Source organism: Dysgonomonas sp. HGC4 (assembly GCF_001261715.1).
Taxonomy (GTDB): domain Bacteria; phylum Bacteroidota; class Bacteroidia; order Bacteroidales; family Dysgonomonadaceae; genus Dysgonomonas_A.
Genome location: NZ_CVRU01000130.1, coordinates 1 through 14,362 on the forward strand (window position 1 = coordinate 1; position 14,362 = coordinate 14,362).

At 33.6% G+C, this 14,362-nt stretch carries 13 protein-coding genes and 1 riboswitch; of the genes, 6 read left to right on the top strand and 7 right to left on the bottom strand.

Features of this window, described 5'->3' with window-relative positions; translation table 11 throughout:
- Nucleotides 1–206: 206 nt before the first annotated feature.
- Nucleotides 207–863 (top strand): superoxide dismutase, encoded by a 657-nt coding sequence (locus HGC4_RS13140; protein WP_050710613.1) that lies wholly within the window; start codon nt 207–209, stop codon nt 861–863.
- Nucleotides 864–949: 86 nt separating this feature from the next.
- Here the strand turns inward: HGC4_RS13140 and HGC4_RS13145 are convergent, their stop codons facing one another.
- Nucleotides 950–1,930 carry a metallophosphoesterase family protein gene (locus HGC4_RS13145; protein ID WP_050710600.1) on the bottom strand — a complete coding sequence of 327 codons (981 nt, stop codon included), beginning with the start codon at nt 1,928–1,930 and terminating at the stop codon, nt 950–952.
- Between the two features lie 189 nt (nt 1,931–2,119).
- A riboswitch (TPP riboswitch) is annotated at nt 2,120–2,207 on the top strand.
- Nucleotides 2,208–2,314: 107 nt separating this feature from the next.
- Between HGC4_RS13145 and HGC4_RS13150 the strand changes: the two genes are divergently transcribed.
- From HGC4_RS13150 to HGC4_RS13170, 5 genes are all read left to right on the top strand, one after another.
- Nucleotides 2,315–4,540, top strand: coding sequence for a TonB-dependent receptor (locus tag HGC4_RS13150; RefSeq protein WP_050710601.1), 2,226 nt, complete (start codon nt 2,315–2,317; stop codon nt 4,538–4,540).
- Between the two features lie 77 nt (nt 4,541–4,617).
- A complete protein-coding gene (gene pnuC, locus HGC4_RS13155; protein WP_050710602.1) occupies nt 4,618–5,232 on the top strand; it encodes a nicotinamide riboside transporter PnuC in 615 nt (204 codons plus the stop codon).
- The gene (locus tag HGC4_RS13160; RefSeq protein WP_050710603.1) at nt 5,219–5,866 is read left to right on the top strand and encodes a thiamine diphosphokinase; all 648 of its coding nucleotides are present in this window, start codon (nt 5,219–5,221) and stop codon (nt 5,864–5,866) included. Before pnuC ends, HGC4_RS13160 begins: the two co-directional genes overlap by 14 nt.
- 156 nt (nt 5,867–6,022) lie before the next feature.
- Nucleotides 6,023–6,673: a DedA family protein gene (locus HGC4_RS13165; RefSeq protein WP_221406877.1), complete on the top strand. Its 651-nt coding sequence runs from the start codon at nt 6,023–6,025 to the stop codon at nt 6,671–6,673.
- Between the two features lie 134 nt (nt 6,674–6,807).
- Complete coding sequence (locus HGC4_RS13170) at nt 6,808–8,130, top strand: NAD(P)/FAD-dependent oxidoreductase (RefSeq protein WP_050710605.1); 1,323 nt, start codon at nt 6,808–6,810, stop codon at nt 8,128–8,130.
- 77 nt (nt 8,131–8,207) lie between these two features.
- On the opposite strand, the gene HGC4_RS13175 is transcribed toward HGC4_RS13170, so the two are convergent.
- The 6 genes from HGC4_RS13175 to HGC4_RS13200 form a co-directional block, all read right to left on the bottom strand.
- Nucleotides 8,208–9,017, bottom strand: coding sequence for a glycosyltransferase family 2 protein (locus HGC4_RS13175; protein WP_050710606.1), 810 nt, complete (start codon nt 9,015–9,017; stop codon nt 8,208–8,210).
- A complete protein-coding gene (locus HGC4_RS13180; RefSeq protein ID WP_050710607.1) occupies nt 9,014–9,865 on the bottom strand; it encodes a beta-1,6-N-acetylglucosaminyltransferase in 852 nt (283 codons plus the stop codon). The genes HGC4_RS13175 and HGC4_RS13180 overlap by 4 nt, the downstream gene beginning before the upstream one ends.
- Nucleotides 9,866–9,876: 11 nt before the next feature.
- Entirely contained in the window at nt 9,877–10,929 is a 1,053-nt protein-coding gene (locus HGC4_RS13185) for a glycosyltransferase family 4 protein (protein WP_050710608.1), read from the bottom strand.
- Between the two features lie 3 nt (nt 10,930–10,932).
- Complete coding sequence (locus HGC4_RS13190) at nt 10,933–11,772, bottom strand: glycosyltransferase (RefSeq protein ID WP_050710609.1); 840 nt, start codon at nt 11,770–11,772, stop codon at nt 10,933–10,935.
- Nucleotides 11,773–11,873: 101 nt separating this feature from the next.
- The gene (locus tag HGC4_RS13195) at nt 11,874–12,920 is read right to left on the bottom strand and encodes a glycosyltransferase family 4 protein (RefSeq protein ID WP_242047150.1); all 1,047 of its coding nucleotides are present in this window, start codon (nt 12,918–12,920) and stop codon (nt 11,874–11,876) included.
- Entirely contained in the window at nt 12,883–14,157 is a 1,275-nt protein-coding gene (locus HGC4_RS13200; protein WP_157258292.1) for a hypothetical protein, read from the bottom strand. Before HGC4_RS13200 ends, HGC4_RS13195 begins: the two co-directional genes overlap by 38 nt.
- Between the last annotated feature and the right edge of the window lie 205 nt (nt 14,158–14,362).

The following is a 14,362-nucleotide window of genomic DNA, read 5'->3' on the forward strand; positions in this document are numbered from 1 at the left end:
TTTAGTAATAATCACTCAAAGACTCCTATTCAAAGCATAGTAAATTAAAGTATTATGTTAAAGAATATACTCTGTCAATGCTGACTTAGAAACAATCTATATAAATATGAAAGCGATTTTCAAACAAATGTCGAATAGATTTGTTTAATTTGTATAATGCTTAATTAAAAAAAAACAAGTATATGACTACGATTATCTCTTACTTTCTGATGACTTTACTTAGTTTTAATTTAAACGTGGAGGATCAAACAAATAATAATAACGATTATAAAAGTACAAAAGCTATGAAATTTGAAATGCCTAAGTTGCCATATGCAACAAATGCTTTAGAGCCAGTTATCAGTCAACAAACTGTAGAACTACATTATGGTAAACACCTTCAAACGTATGTAAACAATCTGAACAATTTAGTACCAGGAACTAAATTCGAAAATTCGGATCTTATTACTATCATCAAAGAAAGTGATGGAGCTATATTTAATAATGCTGGTCAGATTTTGAATCACGACCTATATTTTGCTTCATTTACAACTCCTGGAACAGGTGGTTCTCCTAAAGGAAAATTAGCTGAAGCTATTACAGCTAAATTTGGTTCGTTTGAAAACTTCCAAAAAGAATTCAATACAGCTGGTGCTGGACTATTTGGATCAGGTTGGGTATGGTTAGCTAAAGACGCTAGCGGTAACCTATCTATCGAAAAAGAACCAAATGGTAGCAATCCTGTTGTAAAAGGTTTAACTCCAATCTTAGGAATTGACGTATGGGAACATGCATACTACCTAGATTACCAAAACCGTCGTGCTGATCACTTAGCTGAAGTTTGGAAAATCATCAATTGGGACGTAGTTAGTGCACGTTACTAATCAAAACTCATAAATTCAATAAAAGCAGTCTTATAGAATAAGACTGCTTTTATTTTTTAAGGGAAACCCCTACTCTCTTTTAGTTCTTAATATGCGTAAGTTATATCTGTTATCAGGGCAGAACTTACAACTTTATCTTGTGTTAGATTATTAATTTGTTCAGGTCTATCTAATTCCTGCGGAGAAGGTGGTATGAAAGAACTTTTTGAGCCCTTAATTGATATTTGACGAGCTTTAGAATCAATTGATATATTTGCATATAAAGCACTTTTATATGGAACTGTATATGGCAAAGCTGAACGTGTTTGATAAACTGATTCAGGAAAACGTGTTCTATCAGCATATTCTTCTCCAACCCATACATAACTTGCACTATTAATCTGCATATAGTTTATTCCATCTCTTATTGTATGACAGTCGACATGATTATGACCACTTAATACACCTACAATAGTTACACCATCAAGCCTTGCTTTATTTAAAATACTCCTTAAAGCTACAAAACTCTCATTATCATCAAGTGCCCCATCAACAGGTGCATGAGTAAATAAAACGATATGTTTACTTTTATCTTTTAATAAAGCTTCTAGCCAATTTAATTGTTTTGACGATATCCTATCATTCTTTTTACCATAATAATTACCATCTGCATAATCTATTTCTTCCCCATTGGCATCTATAAAATTATTGGTATCTAAGACTATAAAACGAAATATACCTTTATCAAAATAATAATAAGGGGCTTTCATTTTCAAATATTCAACATACTGTTCTTTTGTACCAATATCCATATCGTGATTCCCTAGAACGGAATATTTTTCCAATGGGTAGTTAAGCCAAGATTCAACAAACTCTTTGTTTTCAGGCTTTCTCATAGCAAAATCACCTAATTGAATAATGAATTGTGATGAATTCTTCTCCGCAGCTTCAAAGACATCTCTCAATCGAATATCGGCATCATGTATTATATCTTGATGGATATCTGTAAACAAAGTAAAATCAATCACCTCCTGAGCTTTTAATAATGGAGAAAAGAATAAACATAAAATTAAAATTCGTGCATGCATAACAATATTAGATTTATTGGGTTAAAATAGGTAAACTACTAAGGTAGTTCATTATAGTATACCAATAATACAAATTATAAATGAAATATCCCCTCTAATAATAAACAATAATGCAGTCCCCTACTCTATCCATGCTCTTTTTAACTATTACTGGAGCTGTTGTTTCTTATTCTTTTATATCTTTGCCTCCTGATCTAGGGGTGCCCCAAAGGCTGAGATTATACCCATATAACCTGATCCGGATAATGCCGGCGTAGGGAAATAGATATGCTTCGTGCACAATGCATACTACTTCACAATAAGGTAAACTTCTCGTAATCCCCTTTTTTATTTATTAAGCTCGATGAAATGTTCTGCATTTTATCACTAATCATTATTATTTAAATGAAAAAGGAAATAATATCTTTCACTGTTTTTCTATCTAGCGTTTCTCTATTCTCTGAGGAAATAGAAATTCCAATTCCAGACAGCTTGAAACAAGTAAATCTAAGTGAGATTATTGTATCAGCAACTCGAGTTAACGAACGTGCTCCCATCGCATTCTCGAATATCAGTTCTATAAAAATAAAAGAAAACAATGCGGCAAGGAATATCCCCTATATTCTGGAAACCATGCCTTCCGTAGTTGCTTTCTCCGAAGATGGCTCAGGAGTAGGAAATACCTCTCTACGAATAAGAGGTACAGATGCTACGCGTATCAATGTAACCTTGAATGGAATGCCTCTCAATAATCCAGAAAGTCAAGAAGTATATTGGGTAAATATCCCTGATATATCTAACTCTCTACAAAGTATTCAGGTACAGCGCGGTGTGGGTTCTTCAACCAACGGAGCCGGAGCTTTTGGTGCCAGTATATCGATGAAAAGCCAAGGAGCAAAGCCCGAAGCATATGGAGAAGCGTCTACTGCCATCGGTAGTTATAATACATTTACATCCACTATCGCAGCAGGAAGTGGTATTCTCAAAAATGGTCTTTCTTTTGATGGACGCTATTCGCGTGTAACAGGAGACGGATATATTCGTAACGGTAAAGTAAACCATCGTTCCGCATACGCAGCACTATCTTATTATACTGATAACCAGTTGCTAAAATTAAGCTACATCAATGGTATTCAGCACACAGGAATCACTTGGGAAGGAATCAGCCCCGAGCAAATGAAAGTAGACCGTAGATATAATACTGCTGGTAGATTTTATGACAGCGCTGGCAATGTACAATATTACGATAACGAAACAGACAATTATTATTCTAACATAGTACAGCTAACCTATTCGAACACTATAAGTGAGCAATTGTCATTAAATGTAGGATTTAATTACAACCATGGATATGGATATTATGAGAATTATAAAATGGATCAGAAATTCAAGAAATTTGGCTTAGCTCCTCAGTTGGTGAATGACTCCTTATATAAGTCTTCTGATATTATCAGACAAAAACTGATGAAGAATAATTTCTATACCGGTAGTGCTACTTTAAACTACATTACAGACCAATTAAGCTTGGTTGGAGGGGTTATGGTATCCTCTTTTGTTGGAGATCACTATGGAGAGCTTAAATGGTCTAAACTCAATCAAAACATTCCGGCTAACTACGAATGGTATAGAAATGATGCAAATAAGAAAGAATTTAATATTTTCATGAAAGGATCATATAGAGTAACCAATGGTTTATCTGTGTTCGGAGATCTTCAATACCGCTATATTGATTATAGAATGAAAGGCATTGATGATGACCTGCAAGATATAACTAATAATAACTATTTTAGCTTTTTCAACCCTAAAGGTGGACTCTCATATACCTTTGATACTAAGAATGAAGTATATGCATCATTATCTTTTGCTCAACGTGAACCTTTGCGAACAGATATAAAAGAATCAGTAAAGGGAGGTAGCTTTCAACGCATCAAGCCTGAGCAAATGCTAGATTATGAATTTGGCTATAGATATGCTTCGGCTGGAGCCTCTTTTAATGCCAATATCTATTATATGAAGTATAAAGATCAGATGGTTCAAACAGGTAAACTAAACGATGTAGGCTATAAACTGATGGAAAATGTACCTGATAGCTATCGTTTAGGTTTAGAGTTGATAGGAGCTTATCAATTTGCAGAATGGATACGTTTGGATGCTAATGTTACTATAAGCAGAAATAAAATAAAAGACTATACTGCCTATTTCGATTTATATGATAATCAAACAGATTGGAATTTAGTAGGTCAAACATCAGAGCATTTCAAATCAACAGATATTTCTTTCTCTCCTAACGTTGTTGGTAGTGGAATAATTACTGTTACACCCTATAAAAAATTGTCTGTTGCACTTATTGGTAAATATGTTGGAAAACAATATTATGACAATACCTCTAACGAAAACAATCAATTAGCTGATTATTTTGTAAGCAATCTGGCTATCGGGTATACCTTCAAAACACAAAAAATGGGAGAAATTGATCTTCAATTCTTTGTAAACAATGTATTTAATAAAGAATATGTAGCTAATGCGTGGGTGTCTACCGATAAGTTTGAGGACAATACACAAATTGTATATACCGGCTTATTCCCTCAAGCACCCCGCAATATAATGGCCAAATTAGGTATTAGATTTTAATCAAGTTACAAACCTTTTTTATTACTTTGATAAGCAAAACAAAAAGACTACTCCTATTACGACATATATAAAAGTAAATGGAAATTATTATAAATTTTATTGAAGAGAATTGGGTAGAGATTATAGGAGCTATTGTTGGGCTCCTATATCTCTATTATGAATATAAGGCCGATCTCAAAATGTGGCCGGCAGGCATTATCATGTCATCTTTTTACACTTTTGTATTCATACATGCCGGTTTCTATGCATTTGCATGTATAAATATTTACTATATTTTGGCTGGAATATATGGTTGGATAAAATGGCATAAGCCTTCTGTTGAAGACGCTGATACAACAAATGAGATAGGACTGCTCCATGCCCCTGCCCGATTGTTATTACCTCTTACAGTGGCCACTATCATTATCTTTGGCATTATAGTATTTGTTTTACAAACTTATACCGATAGTGGAGTTGTATATGGCGATAGTTTTGTTACTACAATTAGCATTGTAGCCATGTGGATGCTGGCTCAGAAATATGTTGAACAATGGCTATTACTCATTGTTATAAACATCGTATCTGTTTTTTTATATTTATACCAAGACTTATACCCCACTTCCGTTATGTACCTTGTTTACAGTATAGTTTCTGTATTTGGATACCTAAGATGGAAAAAGATGATAATTAAAGAAATAAATGAAAATATATAAATACCCCACTCTATCGACTAAAGCTGACGCTATAATATTGGCTAATGGAGAATTTCCTACAAATGACATTGCACTATCTATTCTAACCAATAATAATTATATAATTTGTTGCGATGGTGCTATTAATAATTTAGCTCATACAGATATAGTACCTCAAGCTATTGTAGGTGACTGCGACTCATTATCTGAAACCAATAAAAAGAAATTCCAAGACCTCATTATTCAGATAGAAGAGCAAGAAACGAATGATCTTACAAAATCAGTACAATATTGCATATCTCAAGCTAAAAAAGACTTGATTATTCTTGGAGCTACAGGGCAACGAGAAGATCATAGTATTGCAAATATTGGTTTATTAGCCGACTATATAGATTATATTGATGATATATGTATGGTCACAAACCATGGTGTATTCAATGCAATTAACACTTCAAGTGTTTTTGAAACTTATCCAGGGCAACAAATTTCAATATTTTGCATTTCTCCTTGCGAAGTAACAACCAACAACCTCAAATACCCCATACAAAAAAGAGTATTTACAAATTGGTGGCAAGCTACTCTAAATGAATCAATAAGCACCTCCTTTTCGATAGAAACTACCGGAAAACTAGTTGTATTCAGAGCTTTTTCATAACATCGGATAATAATCATATAACTATTCCAAATAGATAGATAAAGCTTAATATAACTGCATTTTAGCATTCTATTCTATTTCATTAACCGTAAAAAAGCAATATCTTTGTGATGCATTAATATTGATGTTGTTTATACTACTTAATCAATGGAATTTATACACTTTATTATCGATTTTATCCTTCACATCGACAGACACTTATTAGAACTAGTTGAAAATTATGGCGTATGGGTATATGCTATTCTCTTTTTAATCGTCTTTTGCGAAACAGGTTTAGTAGTAACTCCCTTCCTTCCAGGAGATTCTCTCCTATTTGTAGCAGGAGCTCTAGCAGCATCCAATGTTACCGGCGATTTTAACATTATCATTTTGAATATAATACTCATCGCAGCCGCGATTTTAGGCGATGGAGTAAACTATACAATCGGGCGTTTCTTTGGAGAGAAACTCTTTAGTAATCCCGATTCCAAGATCTTTAAACAAAGCTATTTAGAGAAAACCCATCAATTTTACGAAAAGCATGGCGGTAAAACAATCATTTTAGCTCGCTTTGTTCCAATCGTTCGTACATTCGCGCCTTTCGTTGCAGGAATGGGACATATGGGATATAAACATTTTGCAGCCTATAATGTTATAGGAGGTGTTATCTGGGTTGTGTTATTTACACTTTTAGGTTATTTCGTAGGTACCATCGATTGGGTACAACAAAATCTTAAGCTACTAATGGTAGCAATTATATTTCTTTCGATTGTACCAGCTATAGTTGAAGTAATCAGAGAAAGAGCTAAGAGCAAAAAAGAGGCTTAAAACAAGCATTCTGCATAACTCATTTATTTAAAGTAATTATAATATTTACTGTCACATTCTACAGTCATAACTAACAGTTGCTTATTATGCTTAGATAGACAACAAATAGGTCTGAGACCTTAACTATGAGATAAATGGAAGCAATCGCAAATATACCGGACTGTCAGTCAAAACAAAGAATCGTTATAATCGGAGGTGGTTTTGCCGGCTTAGAAATAGCTCGCAAAATAGACTCTGCTTATTATCAAGTAGTTTTAATTGACAAAGTAAATTACTATCAGTTTCAACCTTTGATGTATCAGGTAGCAACCGGAGGCTTAGAGCCTAGCTCTATATCGTATCCCCATCGCAAAACCTTTCAAAGGAAGAAAGATTTTCACTTTAGAACTTGTTATGCAAAACAAGTTTTAGCTGATGAAAAGATCATTGAGACCAGTATAGGATCTCTAAAATACGATCACCTTATAATAGCAACTGGCTGCGACACCAATTATTTTGGAAATGACAGCCTTAAAGAATCTACATATGCTCTAAAATCTATTTCGGAATCGCTACTTGCTAGAAATAGAATTCTGTTCAGTTTCGAAAAAGCACTAAGTGCCAGAACAGACGAAAAGGTACGAGAATTGCTAACTTTCGTTATTGTTGGTGGTGGAGCAACAGGTGTTGAGTTATCGGGAGCTTTGGCTGATATGAAAAAAACTATATTACCAAAGGATTATCCTGAGCTAGACTTTAATAAGATGGAGATACACTTAGTAGATGCTTCTCCACGCTTGTTATTTGCAATGTCAGAGGAAGCTTCTGCAAAAGCAGAAGAAACATTACGTAATAGAGGTGTTATTATCCACCAGAATATATCTGTAAAGGATTACAATAAACCTGATGTAGAACTATCTAACGGCGAAAAAATTCAGACACACAATGTTTTCTGGGTAGGAGGTGTTAAACCAAATAGTTTAGTCGGATTAAAGGAAGAATCTTATAATAGAGGTCGTATACTGGTAGACGAATACAATAATGTTATTGGTCACAACAGCATATATTCTATTGGTGACACTTGTTTACTTGTATCGAACAGTTCTCCAAAAGGACATCCACAAGTAGCTCAAGTAGCAATGCAAATGGCAAGAAACTTAGCTAAAAATCTAAATCAAGAAGCTAAGGGATATACCGTAAAAGAGAAGTTTGTATATAAAGACAAAGGTTCATTGGCTACCATCGGTAGAAATGCAGCTGTAGCAGATATATGGAAACTCCATTTTGGAGGAACCGTTGCATGGTGGTTATGGCTATGGGTGCACATTCTCTCTATTGTAGGAATAAAAAACAAAGTATCTGTTTTTATCGATTGGGTATGGAGTTATGTTACATACGATGTTTCACTTCGCCTTTTTATTCGCCCAAAGAACGATAGAATGTATGAAGAGATTGAGGAACGGGAAAAGACCAATTAAATAAGGTCACAGACCTTACTTAAAAAATAAATATTACAACATTACGCCTTTCATAGAAATAATAAAAGAGATCTAAATTAGATCTCTTTTATTATTATATCGGTTTGCTTCTTTATTTTATTTTCCCTCATTCTTTCCCATATAAAATGAGGTATCAAACTTCTCATAAATTGCCTGATATAAGCATTTCTTATATATTTTTTGAAATAAGGAGAGTCATTTGGAGCACCATATGCTATTTGCATGTCTACAAATTCTTTCGCATGCTTCACCTCACTATTCATACTTATACCCACCGAGGCATCATAAGAACAAACAATAACAGAAACATGCTTCAATAGATGACCTTCTCTGTTTAATCGAAGGAAAAACTCTGTATCTGCAGCAATCTTATACTTTAAATCGAATTTATTCTTCTTTGCAATATCGGCACGAGCAAAAGCTGCCTGATGCGAGAATGGCATGAAATGGTCTCTATCACACTCGTAACCTTGTCGTATATACGAAAAAGTTTTTAATCGATATTCTGCATCTCCATAAACCGTAGCATATTTAGAGTAATCTTCCTGTGTATCAAAAATCTCTGTAACCACAGTCGAAGAGTAAAAATGATCACCGGCATTCATAAAATTAATCCAATTCCCCGTGGCCCTTTCTATCCCTTTGTTCATCGCATCATAAATACCTTTATCTGGCTCACTTACAAATATGGATAGCTGGTTTTCGTATTTTCTAATTAATTCGACTGTTCCATCCGTTGAGCCTCCATCTATAACAATATATTCTAGGTTAGAATATGTCTGATCAAGTACACTTTTAATAGTTTCTTCTATGATAGACACTGCATTATACACAACAGTTACAACTGATACTTTACCTAGAGTCATTGTTTTTCAGCATTTAATTTGTCTAACATATCCATAAGTTGGCTATCAATATTAATATCTAGTTTACGTGCAAACCAAGCTTTAGAGGCTTCTATTTTAGGGAAATCTTCCGATGTCAGTACCTTGGGACTTTTCCCTTTATCACCCCAATCAAAAAAACGATAAATTTCGTTCTCCATATCCTTTTTCAAAGGAGAATTTAATAATACTGATTGTATATACAACTCGTCCGAACATCCCGTATATCTAAAAAAGTCTACAACTTTCGGATTTCTCTCCGTATAGTCTAGTAAATAGTTCACTGCTTCCGTAGATAAAGTGAACCAGCACGAACCATAATACGCTTCAGTAAAAGGATATTTACGTTTAAAGCCAAGCTTTTGAAGTATCTTCTTTATAATATGATTGTTCCTTATGTCTTTTTCAGGCAAAAAGAACCAATATTCAAAACGTTTTCTCATTAAGTTAGACCAATCATCGGTTCCCAACTTAAAAGAATCTATATAGCTTTTATTAGGCTTATTATTCAGAAACTCTACTATTTCAGATATGGGTACAATAGGATAATCTAACCCACTAATAAATAAAATGTGAGAATATATAGCTTTTGTATGGGTTATTTCATTGAATGAGTTAAGTATTTGCTGCAATTGAGAAAATCTCCCCCAAACAACCTCTACCCTATCATTCAGAAAAAACACATTCTTTACAGCATCCTTAAAAGGCTCGATATCAACTTTTCCATCCACATTTATAAAGATATCCACATTGGGATGTCTAAGATGAGATACCAATCGAGCAAGTTGCTCAGGATTAGTGTGCGCATGAATCAATAAGCCTACTTTCATAACAAAGTAAATTATGAATATCGTTTTACTAACTCCAAAACTTGTTGGGCTGACTTATCCCATGAATATTTTTGAACCTGTAGCCTACCCTTTTGGCTCAATTCCTTCCTGAGTTGAGTATCACGAATCAGCAAATCCATTTTAGAGCTCATATCCGCAACATTTAAAGGATCGGTATATAAAGCTGCATCTTCGTTGATTTCTCTCAAAGCAGGTATGTCAGATACTATAACCGGGCAACCATAGGACATGGATTCTAAAGGTGGAATCCCAAATCCTTCATATAAAGAGGGATATACAGAAAATAAAGCATTCTTATACATCTTTTGTAAAGACTCATCATCAAGATATCCTGTAAGAATAACATTTTCGCTAATAAGCTTTTGCATATCAGGAGTATTAAATGCTTTGAATTGCATACCAACAATATATAGCTTTATAGACTTATCTTCTATATTATTGAAAGCTTCTACCAAACGAATAAAGTTCTTTCGAGGATCCATTGACGAAACCGATACTATATAGCTTTCAGCCTCTCCACTATGTTCAATTGATATATTATCAACCTTATGGTAAGAAGGAATACTACAATTGATTATATAAATTTTTTCAGCTGCAATTTGAAGAGTCTCTTCAATTTCTTTCTTAGAGAATTCACTAACGGTAATAACTGCATGCGCCTTTTTCCCTATTCGAGGCATCATATAACCATAAAACCGACAATAGTTTTTAGAAAACCATTCGGGATGTCTCTCGTGCGACACATCATGTATAGTAATTATCTGATTCGAATAATTTAGAGGGCCACAACCCGAAAAACTTACAAGTAAAGGATTTCCTTGTTGTTTAAGATACCTAGGTAAACTAATCTGCTCCCAAAGGTGTGAGCCCATCGATCCACATGCTACAGTTTTAAAATTAAATTTGTAGTCAGAATTAATTTCCTTTGGCACAGCCACATAGAAATCAACCTCAAGTTCATGAAGTTTATTACACATCTCAAAAGCAAACCGATGAACACCTGTTGGCTTCTGTGTTAAAAATCGACCATTTACTACAAACATATATTATTGGGTAATATCTCTATAATATTTCTTTTGAAACCAGCTTTTTTTAATAAAAAGATAACTTAAGCGAGTCCAAAAATACATTTTGAACCTCTCCCACCCCTTATTAGACACAGGCTCTTCTTCAAAAAAATCGTAATTAGCAATAGTATTAAAATAGCGTTTCTTTTGAGGCATTCCTCCCTTTAGGAATTCAATATGGTGAGTAACCATCTTTGATTTTGGAAAAACATAGAATCTCCTTTGCGTTGAGTCATCCACATACGGATACTTAGACACATAGCTAGGTACATGTACAGGCATATTCTCTGTTATCCATTTAAATCTCACATTGGCATCTCTCAAATAATTTGCAATATAACATTCTGGATATATTTCAAAATCAAACAATTTAGGATTTTGACGTATAAAATCTGATTTTATTACAGCAAAATCTACAGCCAAAGCGTAATCTTTATCGTACCAATCGGCACTAGACCAAACCACACTAGAGGCTTCTTCCATGAATTCGACATACTCTTTTACTGTTCGATCAGTATACATCCATGTATCAGCTTCTAAGATAACTGTATAATCGCAATCCACAGGAATATACTTCTGACCTTCTATAAGTAATTGAGAATTGCCTTTTTTATGTCCCGCATTATGCTCTAATACAATAAGATTATCTATAAGGCTGACCGATTCAGCATTAATACGATAACCATCGGGGTAACCATTACTAATAACAATTATATGATAATCAAACTCAGTCCATGTACGTCTTATTATCTGAAGATTATATTTCAAATCTTCAATACGATCATATACCCGAATTAAAATTGCAACTCTTCTTTTCATCTAAACTCTTAGTAATATAAAATACTCATTACTACACTCCATAGCTCTAACTAATTATTCTGAATATTATGCATTTCAGAGTAACAGCAAGCTCAAAATCTTTATTTTTTGACTAAGCTTTTAATAATCTTATCCATTTTGTTGACAGCAATATCCCATGAAAATTGCTGTATAAAAGTATTCCCTCTTTTTGCTAAAGATATTCGATTTTCATTATTAACAATCAAACTCATCACTTTGTTAGCTAATTCGTCTGAATTTCTAGCTTCATATAACAATGCCGTTTCATTATTTTTTCCATATTCTGCGTGCCCCTCTATATCGGTTAATACAGCTGCACAACCACAGAACATGGCTTCCATAGGCGTTAATGCCATCCCCTCTGTTAAAGAGTTTGATATAAATATAGCATTTCTATTATAAATCAGGCATAAATCTTTAGGATCCCGGTAAAAAGTAATCCAATCTGGTAAGTCTTCTGGCTCTGGGCATATTCCAAATAAATCAACAGTTAACTCAGGGCACTCTTCTTTTACTTGTGCCAAAGCTTCAAGTCCATAATTCGAACCTTTTATTTCTTGTATAGAATACAACATACAAATTGAAGCTGGTTTTCGTCCTTCTATAGACTCTAAGACTTTGTATTTATCTTTGTCAATTGCATTGGGAATAAGAAGTGTTGTATTTTGAGTGTACTTCTCAACGATCTCTTTTAAATACGAGGCAACTACAATGTTGGTTACACCTTCCATATTATACGAAGCATGTAATTCATCTTCATGTCCTATCCAGTTTTCATACCCTTGGATAAAGTTTATCTTTTTTCCTTTGCGACTTTCCAACTTACCCATTTCTACAGCATTTGCCCACCATGTTGCTATAATAATATCCGAATCCTTTACACTTCTATTATTTATAGTATTAGCATACGACATTGAAATATTAGGCCTAAAATCAAACCATTTACTAGTTCTAAATCCTTCTATATATGATAAAACATAACGTAAAAGATATGGCAGTCGATATTCCATATATCTTGTTTTCAGAGGATAGGTAATATGCACATCATACCCCAAATCTGATAACCTATTTGCATATTCATACATAACTCTAAACCCTCCTGCGGGGCGTCGAGCTTTGAACGGCATAACGAAGTTTAGTCGAATTGAATTTTCCAAGTCGGTATAATTGTGGTGTGTAAATATAATATCTGTAATGAAGAAAGTAGAATATAAAGAGATACATGAATAAGTTCAAATCTGACAGTCCCTTATAATTCAGTGCCAAGTTGTATGCATACATTACCAACAATGTAAAAGTAAATGCTCTATCATTGGTAAAAGACATTTTCACCAGCATAAACTGATAAAAAAAGTAAGCTAATGTACCAGGTAACCCTACATAGAATAACAAACGAGTATACCCCACATCACTACCCCAGAATTCCATAACTCCCCATCCATACAACCATTGATCAAAAGTATGTGGTAATTGAAACATATTTTCCAATCCATCAGAAGAAGCAGTTCTAAACTCTCCCGTATTACTATAATTAATAAAAGCTTCAAATGCCCAATCTGCAAACTCAGGAAAATAAAGATATGCAAGTGTATGACCTATTGATCCAAACAAAGCTGCAACAGCCAAGAACCTAAAAAATTGTCCTTTCTGAACTTTCTTTTTACCACTCGTAAAAATTAGAATTACAGCAAGAATAATACTTGCAAAAAGCCCAATGGAGGTTGTTCTTGCAGAGAGAAGTCCTACATATGCAATAAAACAATATACACTAGCGATTAAAAGAATCGAAATTAGATTCAGCTTAGTCTTTAATATGATATATACTAAAACAATAAGAGCAAAACCACATGAAATACCTGCTCCAAAAAAGGCAACACCATATCCTAACAAACGAGCACCTTCTGTTTCTTGTCGCTTTGCAAGAGCAACCATATCCATCATTTGCAACGAATTGAAGAAATCTCTAATTGTAGCATTTTGATGCATAGCTATGGAGATTACACACTGTGCAAATATCGCTCCAACAATATAGTACAAGAATAGTGTAAAACTCCCTCTTGGGTGTATAATAAAGAAAAAAGTGACAATTAAATATGACCCAAATATCCAAGCAAACTGACTTTTTGTATAGTCCATCATGTATGCATCTCTAAACGGAGTTAAGTATGCAGTGATAAGACAGGCTAATACAAATGGAATATATGATAAAAAAATAGTTATAACCTCATCAAAAGGTTTTCCATTATACAGATATAAAATAAGTCCTAATACCCCAGATGTAAAAAGGAAAGAATACCCAAAGAATGAAATAGCCTGAGGATATAACGTATAGAAAAGGAAAATAAAGAATATCGTTATTAACAATATTTTTTTTATATAATTTTATCTAAATACAAGTTTATATAAAAAAGACTTTTTGTATTCCATCTTAAATATACATTTAATTCGTAATATTAAAATATCTCGTTTTTTGTAATATGTTTTATCATATAATGAAGATGTAAAACATTTATCTAAAACACTCACACCCAATCTTGAATTAGCGCAAAGTCGAATCCAATGCAAAGAT